This window comes from Arthrobacter sp. M2012083 (assembly GCF_000281065.1).
Classification (GTDB): domain Bacteria; phylum Actinomycetota; class Actinomycetes; order Actinomycetales; family Micrococcaceae; genus Arthrobacter.
Genome location: NZ_AKKK01000029.1, coordinates 16944 through 35222 on the forward strand (window position 1 = coordinate 16944; position 18279 = coordinate 35222).

Below are 18279 nucleotides of genomic sequence, written 5' to 3' on the forward strand. Positions count from 1 at the left end.
GGTGCACATAGACTTTGGACCATGAGTGACACCACCCGAATTGCGACAGACAATACGCCGGACATCAAACCCCGCAGCCGGGTGGTGACCGACGGCATCCACGCTGCGCCTGCCCGTGGCATGTTCCGAGCGGTGGGCATGGGCGACGACGACTTCGCCAAACCCCAAATTGGTGTTGCCAGTTCGTGGAACGAAATTACGCCCTGCAACCTGTCCTTGAACCGCCTTGCACAGGGTGCCAAGGAAGGCGTCCATGCCGGTGGCGGCTTCCCGATGCAGTTCGGCACCATCTCGGTCTCGGACGGTATTTCCATGGGCCACGAAGGTATGCACTTTTCCTTGGTTTCCCGCGAGGTCATCGCCGACTCCGTGGAAACCGTAATGCAGGCCGAGCGCATTGATGGCTCGGTGCTCCTGGCCGGCTGTGACAAATCCCTTCCGGGCATGCTCATGGCTGCTGCACGCCTGGACCTCGCCTCGGTCTTCCTATACGCAGGCTCCATCATGCCGGGCTGGGTCAAGCTGGAGGACGGCTCGGAGAAGGAAGTCACGCTTATCGATGCCTTCGAGGCCGTAGGTGCCTGTGCCGCCGGCAAAATGAGCATGGAGGACCTCACCCGCATCGAAAAAGCCATCTGTCCCGGCGAAGGCGCCTGTGGCGGTATGTACACGGCCAACACCATGGCCTGCATCGGCGAGGCCTTGGGTATGTCCCTTCCTGGTTCAGCCGCCCCGCCGTCGGCAGACCGCCGTCGTGATGATTTCGCCCGCAAGTCCGGCGAAGCGGTAGTAAACCTGTTGCGGCTGGGCATCACAGCCCGGGACATCATGACCAAAAAGGCGTTCGAAAATGCCATCGCCGTCACCATGGCCTTTGGCGGTTCCACCAACGCGGTACTGCACTTGCTCGCGATTGCCCGCGAAGCCGAAGTCGAGTTGACGCTGGACGATTTCAACCGCATCGGCGACAAAATCCCGCACCTGGGGGACCTCAAGCCCTTTGGACGCTACGTTATGACCGACGTGGACAAGATTGGCGGCGTGCCGGTCATCATGAAGGCCCTGCTCGACGCCGGACTGCTGCATGGTGACTGCCTCACCGTTACCGGCAAGACGCTTGCCGAAAACCTCGCCTCGATCAACCCGCCGGACCTTGATGGCAAGATCCTCCGGGCCTTGGACAACCCCATCCACAAGACCGGTGGCATCACCATCCTTCACGGTTCCATGGCCCCCGAAGGCGCCGTAGTGAAGAGTGCCGGCTTCGATGCTGACGTCTTCGAAGGAACTGCACGTGTCTTCGAACGCGAGCAGGGCGCCCTCAGCGCGTTGGACAACGGCGAAATCAGCAAGGGTGACGTCGTGGTCATCCGCTATGAGGGCCCCAAGGGCGGTCCCGGCATGCGCGAGATGTTGGCCATTACCGGAGCCATCAAGGGTGCAGGCCTTGGCAAGGATGTCCTGCTGCTTACCGATGGCCGCTTCTCCGGAGGCACCACGGGCCTGTGTATCGGCCACGTTGCGCCGGAAGCCGTCGACGGCGGCCCCATCGCGTTCGTGAAGGACGGCGACCGCATCCGTGTGGATATCGCTGCGCGGTCCTTCGACCTCCTGGTGGACGAAGCTGAGCTGGAGGCCCGCAAAGAGGGCTGGGAGCCGCTGCCAGCCAAATTCACCAAGGGTGTGCTTGCCAAGTACGCCAAGCTTGTCCACAGTGCCTCCACGGGAGCGTACTGCGGGTAGTTCCTGTCGTGGACCCCGGCTGCCTGAGGCGGCCGGAGTCCGGCAGGCGGACATTGCTGTCCAAATAGTGAGATACGATAGTGCTCAATTGACACGTATCTCACTTTGAGGGAACACTGAACGCATGATCACATTCGTTACCGTCGGCATCGTCGTCCTTACCAAGCGCGTGGCTTAGCCCGACTGGTAACGAACCGTCACGCGCAAACCCCTCGAAGAGCCGGAAGGCTGAGGGGTTTTTTTATTCCCCGAAGCAAGACCCACCTATTGAAGATCCACTAAGGAAGAGTCCGATGAGCAAAGGATCGCCGATCAGCCCCTCGCTGATGGCTGCAAAGTCCGCTGGAGCCCACAAAGCTCCGGAAAAGGTCGACCGTACGGCTGAGGCCGTCGTCGTCGACGCTGCTGCACCTCTCTCTCCTGTACTTGGGCCGAACACCGTTGTACCCCCAACGGTGATGTCCGGCTCGCAAGCAATTGTCCGTTCGCTCGAAGAACTCGGCGTGGACGATATTTTCGGTTTGCCCGGTGGCGCGATCCTGCCCACCTACGACCCCTTGATGGCCTCCAGCATGAATCACATCCTGGTCCGTCACGAACAGGGAGCCGGCCATGCCGCGCAAGGCTACGCCATGGTTACCGGACGGGTTGGCGTTTGCATCGCCACCTCGGGACCCGGTGCCACCAACCTCGTAACCGCCATTATGGATGCCCACATGGACTCCGTGCCGATGGTTGCAATCACCGGCCAGGTTTCCAGCGGAGTCATCGGCACCGATGCCTTCCAGGAAGCGGACATCGTGGGTATCACGATGCCCATTACCAAGCACTCGTTCCTGGTGACTGACCCCAACGACATCCCCCATGTCATGGCAGAGGCTTTCCACCTCGCGTCCACTGGCCGCCCGGGCCCCGTCCTGGTGGACATCGCCAAGGACGCCCAGGTTGGCCAGATGACCTTCTCCTGGCCGCCGAAGGTGGATTTGCCGGGCTACCGCCCTGTAGTGCGCGGCCACAATAAGCAGGTCCGCGAAGCTGCAAAGCTCATCGCTGCCGCCAGCAAGCCGGTCCTCTATGTGGGAGGCGGCGTGGTCAAGGGCCATGCCTCCGCGGAGCTCATGGAACTCGCGCTGGCTACCGGCGCTCCCGTGGTCACCACCTTGATGGCACGCGGCGCGTTCCCTGATTCGCATCCGCAGCACGTAGGCATGCCCGGCATGCATGGCTCTGTCTCCGCGGTGACTGCACTTCAGCAGGCCGACCTCCTGATCACCCTCGGTGCCAGGTTTGATGACCGTGTCACCGGCGTACTGAAGACCTTTGCCCCGTTTGCCAAGGTCATCCACGCTGACATCGACCCCGCGGAAATTTCCAAGAACCGCACGGCAGATGTCCCGATCGTTGGCTCGGTCAAGGAAATCATTCCGGAACTCACCGAGGCAGTGAAGACGCAATTCGAATTGAGCGGCACGCCGGACCTGGACTCGTGGTGGGCATTCCTGGGCAACCTTCGGGACACGTACCCGCTGGGATGGACCGAACCCGAGGACGGGCTCACCGCCCCGCAGCGCGTGATCAAGCGCATCGGCGAGCTCACCGGTCCCGAAGGTATCTACGTGGCCGGAGTCGGCCAGCACCAGATGTGGGCCGCCCAGTTCATCAAGTACGAACGGCCTCACGCCTGGCTGAACTCAGGTGGCGCAGGAACCATGGGATACTCGGTTCCGGCAGCCATGGGCGCCAAGGTCGGTGAACCGGATCGCGTGGTCTGGGCCATCGACGGTGACGGTTGCTTCCAAATGACCAATCAGGAGCTGGCCACCTGCGCCATCAACAACATCCCGATCAAGGTCGCCATCATCAACAACTCCTCGCTGGGCATGGTCCGCCAGTGGCAGACGCTGTTCTACGAGGGTCGCTATTCCAACACGGATCTGAACACGGGTCACGACACCATCCGGATTCCGGACTTCGTGAAACTGGCCGATGCCTACGGTTGCGCTGCACTGCGTTGTGAGCGCGACGAAGACATCGATGCCACCATCCAGAAGGCACTCGAAATCAATGACCGTCCCGTGGTCATCGACTTTGTGGTCAGCCCCAACTCGATGGTGTGGCCGATGGTGCCTTCGGGCGTGAGTAACGACCAGATCCAGGTTGCCCGCAACATGACCCCGGAATGGGAAGAGGAGGACTAGGCATGAGCCGTCACACACTGTCCGTTCTGGTAGAAGACAAGCCCGGCGTGCTGACCCGCGTGGCCAGCCTCTTCGCCCGGCGCGCGTTCAACATCAATTCCCTGGCTGTGGGACCCACCGAGGTTCCTGGCATGTCCCGCATGACGGTTGTCGTCGACGCCGACGGCGACCTCATCGAGCAGGTCACCAAGCAGCTCAACAAGTTGGTCAACGTCATCAAGATTGTTGAGCTGACTTCTGAATCTTCCGTACAACGTGACCACATCCTGGTCAAAGTACGTGCGGATGCCGCGACACGTCTGCAGGTTACCCAGGCTGCAGACCTGTTCCGTGCCGCCGTCGTCGACGTGTCCACAGACTCGTTGGTGATTGAGGCAACCGGTACCCCCGAGAAGCTCGCTGCGCTGCTGTCAGTGCTCGAGCCGTTCGGCATCCGTGAAATCGTGCAGTCCGGCACCTTGGCCGTTGGACGGGGATCCCGCTCCATGAGTGACAGGGCGCTCCGCTCCGCGTGAGCGTTGCGTCCAGTACCGCAGCACCACTATCAATATCTACGAAAACCACTCAAGAGGAGTTACGCAAGTGACTGAAATGTTCTACGACGACGACGCAGACCTGTCGATCATCCAGGGCCGCAAGGTAGCCATCGTTGGCTACGGCTCCCAGGGCCACGCCCACGCACTGAACCTCCGCGATTCCGGCGTCGAGGTTGTCATCGCGCTGAAGGACGGCTCCAAGTCGGCCGCCAAGGCACAGGACGCAGGCTTCACTGTCAAGAACGTTGCGGACGCCGCCGAATGGGCAGACGTCATCATGATCCTGGCGCCGGACCAGCACCAGCGCGCCATCTACAACGACTCCATCAAGGACAAGCTGACCGAGGGCAAGGCACTTGCGTTCGCCCACGGCTTCAACATCCGTTTCGGCTACATCGAAGCTCCGGCAGGCGTTGACGTCATCCTGATCGCCCCGAAGGCTCCGGGCCACACAGTGCGCCGCGAATTCGAAGCCGGTCGCGGTATCCCGGACATCATCGCCGTTGAGCAGGACGCAACCGGTTCCGCTTGGGACCTGGCTAAGTCCTACGCCAAGGCAATCGGCGGAACCCGCGCGGGCGTCATCAAGACCACCTTCACCGAAGAGACTGAGACCGACCTCTTCGGCGAGCAGGCCGTTCTCTGCGGCGGCGTTTCCCAGCTCGTCCAGTACGGCTTCGAAACCCTGACCGAAGCCGGCTACCAGCCGCAGATCGCCTACTTCGAGGTTCTCCACGAGCTCAAGCTCATCGTTGACCTCATGTGGGAAGGCGGCATCGCCAAGCAGCGCTGGAGCGTTTCCGACACTGCAGAGTACGGCGACTACGTCTCCGGCCCGCGCGTCATCACCCCCGAGGTGAAGGAAAACATGAAGGCTGTCCTCGCCGACATCCAGAGCGGTGCTTTCGCCAAGCGCTTCATCGACGATCAGGACAACGGTGGCACCGAGTTCAAGGAACTGCGTGCCAAGGCAGAGCAGCACCCGATCGAAGAGGTCGGCCGCGAACTGCGTTCCCTGTTCTCCTGGCAGCAGCAGGACGCTGACTACGTTGAAGGTTCCGCAGCCCGCTGATCCTTCGGTGCCGGCCCAATAGCCGGCGCACAGCGACGCCCGTCCGGAGAACACTGCCGGGCGGGCGTCGTCGTTTCTCCGCCGACACCATTTCTCCAGCGAATTGCCCAGCCTCATGGGGCTGTGAACTTCTTCACAACAGCTACCGGCCCGGCCGTAACATGCCTCCCCGGCAACGGAAACCCTGCCCGGATTCGATATTCTGGGCTGGTCCCGGCGCCGTGCCCCGGGCCACGCATCCGCTCCTTGTCCAGTTCTGTCCAAAGTTGTCCAAAGTAAGGTGCCACCCCGTGTCAGTCAGCAAACCCGTCGTCCTCCTCGCCGAGGAACTTTCGCCCGCCACAGTCGAGGCATTGGGCCCGGACTTTGAAATCCGACAGACCGACGGTGCCGACCGTTCCCAGCTGCTGTCCGCCATTGCCGACGTTGACGCCATCCTGGTGCGCTCGGCCACCCAGGTGGATGCCGAAGCCATCGCTGCGGCCAAGAACCTCAAGGTCATCGCCCGCGCCGGCGTGGGGCTGGACAACGTTGACATCAAGTCCGCAACGCAGGCAGGCGTCATGGTGGTCAACGCCCCGACGTCCAACATCGTTTCTGCCGCAGAGCTCACTGTGGGCCACATCCTGAGCCTCGCCCGCCACATTCCGCAGGCCAGCTCCGCGCTGAAGAACGGCGAGTGGAAGCGCTCAAAGTACACCGGCATTGAACTTTTCGAGAAGAAGATCGGAATCATCGGCCTTGGCCGCATCGGCGCGCTGGTGGCGGCGCGACTGCAGGGATTCGAAACCGAAATCCTCGCCTATGACCCCTACATCACGGCTGCACGCGCAGCCCAGTTGGGCGTCAAGCTTGTCACTCTGGATGAACTTTTGGAAAACGCCGACTTCATCACCATCCACATGCCCAAGACGCCGGAGACGGTAGGCATGCTGGGTGCTGACGCCTTCCGCAAGATGAAGGAATCGGCGTATGTCATCAACGTGGCACGTGGTGGCCTGGTGGATGAAGAAGCGCTGTACACCGCTCTGAAGGAAGGCCAGATCGCCGGTGCCGGCGTGGACGTTTTCGTCAAGGAACCCAGCACCGACCTGCCGTTCTTCGAGCTCGACAACGTAGTTGTGACCCCGCACCTGGGTGCCTCCACGGATGAGGCCCAGGAGAAGGCCGGCGTGTCAGTGGCCAAGTCGGTTCGCCTTGCCCTTGCAGGCGAACTGGTGCCCGATGCCGTGAACGTTGCCGGAGGCGTCATCGCTCCGGATGTTCGCCCAGGTATCCCGCTGATCGAAAAGCTGGGCCGGATCTTCACGGCGCTTACCCACGCGTCCCTGACCCAGATCGACGTAGAGGTGGCCGGCGAAATCGCTGCGCTGGACGTCAAGGTACTCGAACTCGCAGCGCTGAAGGGTGTCTTCGCTGATGTGGTCACCGAGCAGGTCTCCTACGTGAATGCTCCGGTAATCGCGGAACAGCGTGGCATCAACACCCGGCTGATCACCACTCCCGACGCCGAGGACTACCGCAATGTCCTGACCATCCGTGGTGCCCTCAGTGATGGTTCGCAGATCTCCGTTGCCGGTACCCTCACGGGTCCCAAGCAGGTGGAGAAGCTCGTGGGCGTCAACGGATACGACGTCGAAATTCCCATCAGTGAGCACCTGGTTGTTGTGGCCTACGCGGACCGTCCGGGCGTGATTGGCACCATCGGACACATTCTGGGCATGAACAACATCAACATCGGCGGGATGCAGGTTGCCCGCCAGACCGAAGGCGGCCAGGTTCTCGCGCTCCTGACCATCGACAGCTCTGTTCCCCAGCAGGTGTTGGAGGCCATCAAGGCCGGTATCGGCGCAGAGATGGTTCGCGAAGTGGACCTGGAGGACTAGCGCTGATCTTCATCAGCCAGGTTCGCGTGCCGGCGACACACCATGGCACGCAGGAGTGGCCGGTCTGCTTACAATGGCTGGGTCCGGGATTCGGACCCGGCAGCAGGCCGGCCACAACTTTTTGCACATACAGCCCGGTCTTCCTCTGTGTCTTTTGAGGAATCACGGTGCGTGTGTGCGCGCCCGCAATCAAGGTCTCAGGGAGCCCAATGAACGCCGTCCAAAGGTTCATCAGAAGCCGTGTGCTGCTGCTGACCGCGGCCATTTTGATCGTCGCCATGTGCTTGTCCGTCCTCGTCCAGAGCCAGTCGCAGGCGGCTCTGAACAGGACAGTGGACGAGAACTCGCGGGGACTCTACGACATCCTGGTCCAGGCAAAGCCTGACCAATCACAAAATGGCGACGGCGGTGCATTGATTCAGCCGGAAATCGCCAATGGCCAAGGCGGCATCAGCTTTGAGCAGCTGGAGAAGATCCGGACCATGGGCCAAACGGCCGTGGCCGCACCCATCAGCCTGGTCTCGCGTGTATCGCAGAACCTTGAAGCTCCGCGCCTCAACGCCATGGACTACCTGGGCTACAACGCGGGCCTTGCCGGCGCAGTGACTGCCGGGGATCCATCCGCCATGGATTCCAGCAAGTGGCCTGCCGCGGAGTCCGTACTTCCTGATTCCCCCAAGAAATACCGCTTGACCGCCTCGGCCACGAGCTCGGACGGAGCTCATGAGAAGACCCTTTTCAAGACCAGTGCTGAAGGCACCTTGGGCAAGGGCCGACTGATCCAGGAACAGACTTCGGGCGGCACCAGCGTTCGGATCGCCGGCCCTGAAGGCGAAACAGGCGTTAAATTCCCCGCGCCGGCCCTGGGCTCGGAGCACAATCTTTTCAATCTCTCCGTGGCGCTTCCCCTGGCGCCTGAGGTGACAGAGTCCGTCGTCGCCGTCGACCCTGCCGCTGAGCGGGCGCTGCTGGGCTCGGCGGGAGATTTCCTGGCACCCTTGGAGAAGGCTCCTCCGGCGGATGCCCGTGACGCGGGCGCCATAGGGCGCCACTTCGAGAGTCTCTTCACCACCGGCCTGAGCATGGACCAATTGGAAGAAGGGCCTGATTTCCTGGGCGTCAAGCTCAAGCACTGGGCGCCGTTGATGACCCAGTACCAGCAGGCCAAGCGCGAGGGCCTGCTGACCGATGACTCCCAAGCGATTCCGCTGATTGTCCGTTCGGGCACATCCCTTGACCTGAAGTACTCGGTGAAGATCGAGGAACTTGACGCAAGCGGCAAGGTGGTCAATGAGGTGGGCACCGTAACGCGCTCCCTGGACAAGGACTACCTTCCGTTCGTGTCCAAGTCCCCGTTCGCCCTCGAATGGCCCGGATCAACCGATCACAGCAAGTTGCTGGGCAGCACGGCCTCCTTCAGCCAAGGCCTGTACAACCCGGCCACATGGAGCACGGCATTTGCCGCGGCACCTCAGTACAAGGACGGCGACGAAGCCTCCAATGGCGCATCGGATAAGAGCGCCACACCGGGGGACTGGGTAACGGTGAACCGTCTGCCGGAGAAGTCCTCCTTCGGGGCGCCCGTGGACCAGACGCAGCGTAAACCGGTTGAGGAGCGCTCTTACCGGGAAGACCTGGAAACAGGCAAGAAGCCGGCCACGCCGTTGCCCATGGTGTACGGCACCTTCGACCCTGCCGCCGTGAAGTCGGCTGCCGGGGATGTCAACAAGCTGCCCTTGGGCGGCTACGATCCCACGCCGATGACTCTTACCAAGGACGCTGAGGGCAAAGAGGTTGAGGGCACGGAACTGAAGCCATCGCTGAGTGCCACAGGTTTGGTCAGCCAGTCCGCCGGCGCAATCACCGACTACTACGGTTTGGCAGCCGCCCGTGGCTACGACAGCAATGCGGACGTCATTGACGCTATCCGTGTCAAGGCGTCAGCAACCGGAAACTGGAAGACGGCACAGCCCGAGGTGGAGAAGTTGGCCACCCAGATCCGCGAGCTCGGCCTTGAGGCTACCGTCGTGGCGGGTTCCGCCCGTGAAGACGCCAATATCTTTGTCCCCGGCTACAGCAAGGACGACGCCGGCAAGGAATCACCCCTGGGCACCGTCCAGCAGTCGTGGGTGCGCCAGGATGCGGCCGATGCCGTCTCGGGCTCCCTCACCGGAACCAACATCACCCTTCTTTTCCTCACGCTGCTCGGTGCAACGCTCCTGACGGGCGCTTCCACAGTCAGCTACATCCGGCAACGCCGAAGCGAAGCCGGAATCCTCCGAGCCATGGGCTGGACCCAGAAACGTATCCGCTCCTGGGTCCTGGAAGAATTCGCTGTGGGAGCTGCTGCCCTGGCAGCAGCGGGGGTCATCCTCAGCCTGCTGAGCTGGAACATTGCCACGGTGATCGTCTCGGTCACGATGCTGGTCATCTACAGCGCTGCTGCATTGCTCGCCGCCCAGCAGTTGCGCCACCGCGTGGTAATTGATCAGGAACCGCAGCACGATGAACGCCTGGTGACCGTTGACTCGCCCCTGACGTTCGCCAACAGGCAGCTCACCACCAACCGCTTCAACTCGATCTCCCTGGCTGTGGCTGTGGGTGTGTTCGGGGCCGCAGTGGGTGCTCTGATCGCACTTCTGATCGACATTCCCCGAGCAGCAGGCGCCAGCGCTTTGAGTGGTCTGGCCGCTGCCAGCATCGCCTTGCCGAGCGTCATCCTCGCTGTGTTCGGTGTGGTTGTTGGCCTCCTCCTGACCCTGGTCACCGGTCGCTTCGAGCTGCACGCCAAACGGGAATACCTCGGTACTTTGCGTGCCATGGGCTGGAACCCGGACATGCTTGGCCAAGTCCGCTTCTTCGAAAACGCACTTGTGGGCACAGTGGCACTTCCCTTGGGTGTCCTTGGTGCCCTGGGGCTGGGACTGCTCCTGGCTCCCTACGCGGCTCTTTGGGCCGGTCTGGCCGGTTTGCTGGCCGTAATTTGCTGGATTCCGATTGCAACGAAAGTAGTCAAATGACTGACAACCTCAACCCCGAGCTGAAGGCCACCCCGGAATCCGCGGACGAGTCGCTGCAGACCCGTGCCAACACCATCGTGAGGGCAACGGACCATGCAACTCCTTTGGAACTGAGCCGGGTCACCATTCACTACGGCGGCGACAAGGGCGGTGCCGAGGAAGTGGACGTCGTTGACGACTTCAACCTCACGCTTCACGCCGGTGAGATGCACTGCATCGCCGGACGAAGCGGTTCCGGTAAGACCAGCATCCTGACGGTGAGTGCAGGACTGACGCTTCCGACGTCGGGCAAGGTCTTGTGGGAAGGCCAGCCGCTGGACACCATGGGCGACGACGAGATCGCGGACCGCCGACGGGCCCTGATTGGTTACGTGGACCAGGGCGGCGCCTTGATCGATGGCATGAGCGCCTTGGAGAACGTCCTGCTCCCGGCCGTACCCGATGGCGAAGTGGAACAGCGTACGGAGATGGCAAAGGACCTCTTGGACCTGGTGGGCCTCGGACGCCGCATGCGCCACCGTCCCGCGCAGCTCTCCGGTGGTGAACGCCAGCGTGTCGCCATTGCCCGTGCCCTGATTCTGGGCACCCGGGTACTGGTGGTGGACGAGCCCACGGCCAGCCTCGACCGTGCAGCAGCCAACCGCATCATCGGCATTCTCAAGGACACCACCAGCGATGGCATTGCCGTCCTGGTTGCTTCCCACGACCATGAGCTGGTCCGGCTCAGCGATACGCTGACCGAACTTAACTAAGCTATTTCATCCCAAAAAAAGGTAACTTCTTAGAGTGACGTCTCCAGAGAAATCCCCGTTCTACATCACCACCGCAATCAGCTACCCCAATGGCGTGCCGCACATCGGCCACGCCTATGAGGTCATCGCGACTGATGCCATGGCGCGATTCAAGCGCCTTGACGGCCATGAGGTGTTCTTCATGACCGGAACGGACGAGCACGGACTCAAGATGCAGCAGTCGGCCGAGAAGGAAGGGATCACTGCCAAGCAGCTCGCTGACCGGAACTCGGCAGCTTTCCAACAGATGAGCCAGGACTTGGGGATCTCCCACGACCGCTTCATCCGCACCACGGATAAGGACCACTACACGGCTTCCCAGGCCATCTGGAAGAAGATGGAAGCCAACGGTGATATCTACCTCTCCAAGTACGAGGGCTGGTACTCCGTCCGCGACGAGGCGTACTACGTCGAGGATGACACCATTGTGAAGGATGACGGGCTCCGCTACTCCAAGGAGACGGACACCCTTGTCACTTGGACAGCCGAGGAAAGCTACTTCTTCCGGCTTTCCAACTACCAGGACAAACTCCTTGCCCTGTATGAGGAACAGCCTGAATTCGGCGCGCCGCAGTCCCGCTTCAATGAGGTCATCAGCTTTGTTCGACGTGGTCTGGAGGACCTGTCCATTAGCCGCACGACCTTTGACTGGGGCGTCCCGGTCCCGGGCGACGAGAAGCACGTCATGTACGTCTGGGTTGACGCGCTCACCAACTACCTGACCGGCGTCGGCTACCCGGACATCGAGTCGGAATCCTTCAAGAAGTTCTGGCCTGCCGACGTCCACGTCATCGGCAAGGACATCTCACGCTTCCACGCCATCTACTGGCCCGCGTTCCTCATGAGCGCAGGGCTGGAACTGCCCAAGCGCGTCATGATTCATGGCTTCCTCACCAACAACGGCGTGAAGATGTCCAAGTCGTTGGGGAACGTTGTGGCACCGCAGGATTTCGTGGCGCAGTACGGCCTGGACCAGTGCCGCTACTTCTTCCTCCGTGAAGTTCCTTTCGGGGCGGATGGCAACTACAACCACGAAGCCATCGTGGGCCGCATGAACTCGGACCTGGCCAACAACTTCGGCAACCTCGCCCAGCGTTCCCTGTCCATGGTCGCGAAGAACTGCGAAGGCAAGGTTCCTGTTCCAGGAGCGCTGACAGCTGAGGACAGCGCCTTGCTGGCCCAGGCGGGCGAACTGTTGGGCACTGCACGTGCCGCCTTCGACAAACAGGAATTCAGCAGGGCCCTCGAGGCGATCTGGACTGTCCTCGGCGACACCAACGCCTATTTCGCGGAGCAGGCTCCGTGGGTGCTTCGCAAAACCGATCCTGAACGCATGAACACGGTCCTGTACGTCACCTTGGAGGTTGTCCGCATCGTGGCGATCCTCGCCCAGCCGGTCATGCCGTCGTCGTCCGCGAAGCTCCTTGAGGTGCTCGGGCAGCCTGAGGGCGAGTCGCGTCAGTTCGCCGCCGTCGCAACCCCGATTGTCGCCGGCACGGAATTGCCCGCGCCGACGCCGGTCTTCCCGCGCTACGAAGAACCCGCCGAGGCGTAGTCCCTTTCCCACATAACAGCCATAAACACGAAACGCTCTCTCACTTCCTTCCGGTCCGTCCGGGGTGGTGAGAGAGCGTTTCCTGTTACAGGGTGTTGAGGTGGGAGAGGGTCTAGGCTGTGGCCAGTCCCTCAACCGGTGACAAGCGAGCCGCGCGCCGGGCGGGAACCACCGAAGCCAAGAGTCCGGCCACCACGGCTACCCCAAAGACAACCGCCAGCTGGAGCCACGGCACGGACGGAACAACAGTGGCTACGCCTCCCAGGCTTGCCTGCGCGCCGAGCCAGCCGTAGACGATGCCCAGACCCGCCCCCATGATCGCCGCCACACCCGCGACGAGCACGGCCTCGATGGCCAGCATGCCGCGGAGTTGGCCCCTGGTCAGCCCCAAGGCACGGAGCAGCGAGTTCTCGCGCGTCCGTTCAAGGACCGAAAGCGACAACGTGTTGGCCACACCGATCAACGCGATCACCACCGCGACACCGAGGAGCCCTGTGACTACCAGCAACAGGACATCGATGATGCTGTTGAAGGTCACCCGCTCAATCGCGGCACCGCTGACAGTTCGCTCATGCACGCCCAACTCTGCGGCGATCTCCTTCTGGATGGCCTGAACCCGGTCCGCGGATACGGAATCGTCCAGTTTCACCCACACCATCCCTGGTGTTTCCGGCAACGTACCGGCTGAGACGCTGGAGCTTTCCACGAAGGCAGGCACGTGGCGGGTACGCAGGACTTTCGCATCGAGTGAAACGGTGCCGGCCGCCGTCGTGATGCTTGCCGGGCCTTCGGGGGAGTCCTCAGGCAGGTAAACGGTGCCCGCGGACGGCTTCAGCTGGTTATCACGCACCACTAATGCGGCGTCGGCTGCGGAGAGACTGTAGATGGTCATGCCGGCGTCGGACGTCGCATCGTCCTTCAGCGTTCCCACCGGTTGCAGCAGCACTGCAGCGCTGACGCCGTCGAGCGCTTTGATCCGGGATACGGCCTGGGCGGGATCGCCGGCGTCCACCGCGGTCAGCGCGGACAGGTCCACCGGGTAGTTTTCCGCCAAAGTGTCGTTGAAGGCGTGCCTGGAGGTAGCCGCCCCTGTCATCATGAGGGAAACCAAGGTGACGCCGATCAGCAGCGCGGCGGCCGTAGCGGAGGTACGGGCAGGGTTTCGCATCGCATTGACCGCTGCAAGCTTGCCAGGCACACCGGCAGGTGCGGCCAAGCGGCCGGCCAGCGCCACCACTGAGGGAATGAACAGGGTGGAGCACAGCAGGATGCCCACAAACGAGACACCTCCACCGAGCAACGCCACCAACAAGGACACAGTCAAGCTGCCGTACACCAGCAGGGCTGTTCCGCCCAGCAGGGCCACCAGGCCCAGGACAAGGCGAATCTTCCCACGGCGGTTGCTCACGGAGGCGTCGTCGGCCGGGCGGAGGGCGGCGAGTGGCGCGACGGCGGTGGCCGCCTTCGCGGGCACCAGCGCGGCAACTACGGTCAGAAGCGTTCCGGCCACCAAGCCGGCAATGATGGCCGACGGCGGCACCGCCAACGTAGCGAACGCCTGATCGGGCTGGGATTTGGCCCAGGCTATCAAGCCGGTCATCAGTCCCGTGGCAGCGAGGACCCCCAACACTGAAGAGATGAAACCAACCACGACGGCCTCCAGCATGACCGACCCGCGGATCTGTGCCCGGCCGGCGCCCAAGCATCGGAGCAACGCCAACTCCCTGGTCCGTTGAGCTACCAGCACTGAGAACGTATTGGCCACCACCAACGTGGAAACGAGAATGGCCACCCCTGCGAAGGCTAGAAGGACAACGGTCAGCTGGTCCTGGCCTGCACTGAGCATGGCCACGGTAGAGGTGACTTTCTCCTGCGCCGTTTCCAGCACGGGCTCAACGGCACCTGCTGCTTCCATGCGGTGCGCGATGTAGTCCTTGGCTGCGGTGACGTCTTCCCCGGGCTTGAGTGCAAACTGTAGCCCCGAGTATCCGGCGCCCGCGTCCTGGACCGCGTTCAGCACTGACTCAGAACCCACCAGCTGGGCAGCCGACGACGAGAAAGGATCGTTGGTGGCCTTGGTCAGGCCCGTAATGGTCACCTTTGCAGTCTTGACGGGTCCTGCACCCCGCAGCTCCAAAGTGCTGCCGATTGTGAGGCCCAGATGATCCGCCGTCTTGACGTCAATGACGGCTTCCGAGGCGCCCGATGGCATGGACCCGGAGGACAGCACTGCGCCCTCCAGGGAAGCCGGTGCCGCATTGCGCAACCGGCCGTATTGTTCACCGCCACCAGCCTCGAATGTCACGTAGGTGGAACGCTCGGGATAGCTGTCCTGCACTGCGGGCGCGGAAACCGCTGCGTCCACCGCTGCCTGGGTGAACGGCTCCCCGTTCTTGGACGTAGCCACAACATCGGCGTTGCGGTACGCCTCGCCGATGCTCGCGCCCAGTGATGCATTGGTGCTCGCGCCTACCATCAGCGTGGCGGAGAGGAACATGACAGACAACATGACTGCAAGCCCGATGGCCACGAAACGCCGGAAATGGGTGGTCAATTGGGAAAGGGCAACACGCAACATGCTCTAGGCCCCCAGCTTGCCGAGGGCAGCCAGCACAGAATCGGCAGTGGGATCGTGGATCTCACCCACCAGGCCTCCATCACTCATCAGCACCACACGGTCCGCGTAGCTCGCTGCCACGGGATCATGGGTGACCATGATCATGGTTTGTCCCATCTCCTGGCTGCTCCTGCGCAGCAACGCCAGCACTTCCCCGCCCGCCCGTGAGTCCAGGTTTCCGGTGGGTTCGTCGCCGAAGACGACGTCGGGACGCGTCAGCAATGCCCGGGCTACAGCCACGCGCTGCTGTTGGCCGCCCGAGAGCTCATGGGGCCGGTGCTTCAAACGGTCTTTGAGCCCCAACGTCGTGACAACCGTATCCAGCCACCCGGCGTCGGCGGTGGTTCCTGCCAAAGCGAGCGGAAGTGTGATGTTCTGCTCGGCGGTCAATGTGGGCACCAGGTTGAACGCCTGGAAAACGAAGCCGATGCGCTCCCGGCGCAGAGCGGTGAGTTGACGGTCATTGAGCCCCGTCAATTCGGTGCCGCCCAGCAGAATCCGTCCGGAATCGGCCGTGTCCAAGCCGGCAAGGCAGTGCATCAATGTGGACTTGCCGGAGCCCGATGGCCCCATGATGGCAGTGAATTTACCGGCATCGAAGCTCACTGACACTTTGTTCAAGGCAGTGACGGTGGTATCGGCACGGCCGTAGCTCTTGGTCAGCTCATGAGCCTCCACGGCGGGACGAGCCCGGGCATCCTCCGAGCCTGCGGGTCGATCGGTTCCTGGCGGGTGGGGGAGAGGCGTGAATGTTGTCATGGTTCCACGCTATGTTTCCGGCCAGCCCAGCCGGATCGGGCCGCGGGCCCATTATCCCGGAGGCTTGCTCATACCGTGGTCTGAGTTGCTAGGTACCCGGGGCTACAACGCCGGTCTCATAGGCGATGACCACCACCTGGACGCGGTCCCGTGCGCCGAGCTTGGCCAGGATATGCCCCACGTGGGTCTTGACCGTGGCCTCGGAGAGAAACAGCCCCGCCGCGATTTCCGGGTTTGATTGTCCCTGCGCGATCAGCTGGAACACTTCGCGCTCGCGGGCTGTGAGGCGCTCGACGGCGGCAGCATGTTCAGTCTGCTGCGGTGTCTGCGTCCTCAGGAGTGGCGCCACGTGGTCAAGCAAGCGCCGCGTGGTTGAAGGTGCAATCACGGCGTCCCCGCGGTAAACAGTGCGGATGGCCTCGAGCAATTCCTCCGGCGGTGCATCCTTCAGCAGGAATCCACTGGCGCCGGCCTGGATGGCAGCAAGAGCGTACTCGTCAAGGTCAAAGGTGGTGAGGACCACGATTTTGACATCGGCCCGCTGCGAACCTGCGGGCTGGGCCGCCGCCTGTTCCAGGATGCGGCGGGTCGCTTCGATTCCGTCCATCCCTGGCATGCGGACATCCATTAGGACCACGTCGGCAGCGGTGGCGCTGAGGGCTTGGACGGCCTCGATCCCGTTGCCGGCCTCAGCAACTACTTCAAGGTCCGGCTGCGAATTGATGAGCATGCCAAAACCCGATCGGACCAACTGCTGGTCGTCAACGAGAGCCACCCGGATGGGTGCGCGAACTTCAGGCATGGATCAGGCCTCCGAATACGGGATAAATGCGGACACACGGAAACCGCCGCCTTGTTCAGGTCCCGCGGTCAAGGAACCATCGTAGAGGGAGACGCGCTCACCCATTCCCACGAGTCCATTACCGCCCCCTGCCGTGGGGGGATCAGCAGCGGCGCCCCGGCCGTCGTCGACGATGTCCAGTTGCAGGCCGCGGGCCAGCCACGTCAGGGTGACACTCGCCGTCGCCTTCGGTCCTGCGTGCTTCATGACGTTGGTCAGGGCTTCCTGGATGATTCGATATGCCGTGAGTTCCGCGCCTGCTGGCAGGGCCCTGCGAGGCACACCGGTCTGTTCGAAAGCCACCTGCAGTGTGGCGGCGCGGAAGCCGAGCAGGAGTTCGTCCAGGTCGGAAAGCCGGGGTTGAGGACGTGTGGGGGAATCGTCGTCGGAGCGGAGGACGCCCAGCAGTCTTCGCATCTCGCCCAGCGAGTCCCGGCCCGTGGCCGCAATGGTGGCCAACGCCTCGGTTGCGAGTTCGGGTTTGGCGGCCGCCGCATAACGGGCCCCGTCGGCCTGGGTGATGATGACGGACAGCGAATGCGCCACGATGTCGTGCATTTCCCGGGCAATGTGGGAACGCTCATCGGCGGCGGCCAGTTTCCGCTCCTGCATCTGCTCCACTTCAAGCCTCCGCGTGCGATCCTCAAGGGCCTGAAGCTGTAACCGCCGTACTCGGGTGAGGTCGCCCAGCGTCCAGCTCACCAGCACCAGCATCCATATCAGCACGGTATAGAGCGCGCCGATGGTGAGGCCCAGGATGCCGGACTCAGCTGTAGTTGAGAAGAGCCGGGTGGTGAGCATGACTCCGCCCAACAGTCCGGCCAGAAGAACCGTCCGGCTCGCCCACGCGGGGCCATAAGCAGCCGTCGCGTAGATGACAAGCGGGACGGCTATTTGTCCGGCTACAGGTTCGGCACCCACCGCCCACTGGATGAGGCACACCAGGATCACGACGCCGGCCGCAACGGCCGGGCGGGTGCGTCGCCATGCGAGGGGAAGCAGGAGGCTGCAGGACAAGAGGAATAGCCAAGGCCGGTCCGCGACCAGATATACGGGACCAAAGAGGAGGATGAGGAGGCACGTGGCCGTCATATCAACTTTAAAGCGGTTGATCCGGAACCATTCGTATATCTCGTGCCTTCTATCCACGCTATGACTCTATGTGCTCGCTCCCCGCGCGGGCATCATGCCGTGGTCTGAGTCCGGCCCAGGTCGCAGGCAGCCAGTGTTCGAAGAGTGAGACGATTTTGACCAGCATGTG

The 18279-nt window shown here is 62.5% G+C and carries 12 protein-coding genes; 8 read left to right on the forward strand and 4 right to left on the reverse strand.

The annotated features are described in order from the left end of the window. Positions 1-21 precede the first annotated feature (21 nt). The 8 genes from ilvD to metG all read left to right on the forward strand — a co-directional run bounded on the left by ilvD (position 22) and on the right by metG (position 12801). On the forward strand, positions 22-1743 hold the full coding sequence (gene ilvD, locus A477_RS0113980; RefSeq protein WP_017199594.1) for a dihydroxy-acid dehydratase: 1722 nt from the start codon (positions 22-24) through the stop codon (positions 1741-1743). 293 nt (positions 1744-2036) lie between these two features. Continuing rightward, on the forward strand, positions 2037-3941 hold the full coding sequence (locus tag A477_RS0113985) for an acetolactate synthase large subunit (protein WP_017199595.1): 1905 nt from the start codon (positions 2037-2039) through the stop codon (positions 3939-3941). A 2-nt stretch (positions 3942-3943) separates the two neighbouring features. Continuing rightward, on the forward strand, positions 3944-4456 hold the full coding sequence (ilvN, locus tag A477_RS0113990; protein WP_011775174.1) for an acetolactate synthase small subunit: 513 nt from the start codon (positions 3944-3946) through the stop codon (positions 4454-4456). Between the two features lie 67 nt (positions 4457-4523). Next, entirely contained in the window at positions 4524-5549 is a 1026-nt protein-coding gene (gene ilvC, locus A477_RS0113995; protein WP_017199596.1) for a ketol-acid reductoisomerase, read from the forward strand. Positions 5550-5839: 290 nt separating this feature from the next. Beyond that, on the forward strand, positions 5840-7435 hold the full coding sequence (gene serA / locus A477_RS0114000) for a phosphoglycerate dehydrogenase (RefSeq protein ID WP_017199597.1): 1596 nt from the start codon (positions 5840-5842) through the stop codon (positions 7433-7435). Between the two features lie 209 nt (positions 7436-7644). Beyond that, entirely contained in the window at positions 7645-10455 is a 2811-nt protein-coding gene (locus tag A477_RS0114005) for an FtsX-like permease family protein (protein WP_017199598.1), read from the forward strand. After that, entirely contained in the window at positions 10452-11207 is a 756-nt protein-coding gene (locus A477_RS0114010) for an ABC transporter ATP-binding protein (RefSeq protein WP_017199599.1), read from the forward strand. Before A477_RS0114005 ends, A477_RS0114010 begins: the two co-directional genes overlap by 4 nt. Positions 11208-11241: 34 nt before the next feature. Further along, positions 11242-12801, forward strand: a complete 1560-nt coding sequence (metG, locus tag A477_RS0114015) for a methionine--tRNA ligase (RefSeq protein ID WP_017199600.1) — start codon at positions 11242-11244, stop codon at positions 12799-12801. Between the two features lie 112 nt (positions 12802-12913). Here metG and A477_RS0114020 read toward each other — a convergent pair whose 3' ends face one another. The 4 genes from A477_RS0114020 to A477_RS0114035 all read right to left on the reverse strand — a co-directional run bounded on the left by A477_RS0114020 (position 12914) and on the right by A477_RS0114035 (position 18167). Further along, positions 12914-15355 carry an ABC transporter permease gene (locus tag A477_RS0114020; RefSeq protein WP_237715802.1) on the reverse strand — a complete coding sequence of 814 codons (2442 nt, stop codon included), beginning with the start codon at positions 15353-15355 and terminating at the stop codon, positions 12914-12916. Positions 15356-15382: 27 nt separating this feature from the next. Continuing rightward, a complete protein-coding gene (locus tag A477_RS0114025) occupies positions 15383-16177 on the reverse strand; it encodes an ABC transporter ATP-binding protein (RefSeq protein ID WP_017199602.1) in 795 nt (264 codons plus the stop codon). An 88-nt stretch (positions 16178-16265) separates the two neighbouring features. Then, a complete protein-coding gene (locus A477_RS0114030; RefSeq protein ID WP_017199603.1) occupies positions 16266-16979 on the reverse strand; it encodes a response regulator in 714 nt (237 codons plus the stop codon). 3 nt (positions 16980-16982) lie between these two features. Continuing rightward, entirely contained in the window at positions 16983-18167 is a 1185-nt protein-coding gene (locus A477_RS0114035; RefSeq protein WP_026005621.1) for a sensor histidine kinase, read from the reverse strand. Positions 18168-18279: the final 112 nt, after the last annotated feature.

Excerpts from the sequence above, each read along its gene's own strand:
- ilvD (WP_017199594.1), top strand. The coding sequence starts at position 22 with ATGAGTGACACCACCCGAATTGCGACAGACAATACGCCGGACATCAAA.
- A477_RS0113985 (WP_017199595.1), top strand. The coding sequence starts at position 2,037 with ATGAGCAAAGGATCGCCGATCAGCCCCTCGCTGATGGCTGCAAAGTCC.
- ilvN (WP_011775174.1), top strand. The coding sequence starts at position 3,944 with ATGAGCCGTCACACACTGTCCGTTCTGGTAGAAGACAAGCCCGGCGTG.
- A477_RS0114005 (WP_017199598.1), top strand. The coding sequence starts at position 7,645 with ATGAACGCCGTCCAAAGGTTCATCAGAAGCCGTGTGCTGCTGCTGACC.
- A477_RS0114010 (WP_017199599.1), top strand. The coding sequence starts at position 10,452 with ATGACTGACAACCTCAACCCCGAGCTGAAGGCCACCCCGGAATCCGCG.
- A477_RS0114025 (WP_017199602.1), bottom strand. The coding sequence starts at position 16,177 with ATGACAACATTCACGCCTCTCCCCCACCCGCCAGGAACCGATCGACCC.
- A477_RS0114030 (WP_017199603.1), bottom strand. The coding sequence starts at position 16,979 with ATGCCTGAAGTTCGCGCACCCATCCGGGTGGCTCTCGTTGACGACCAG.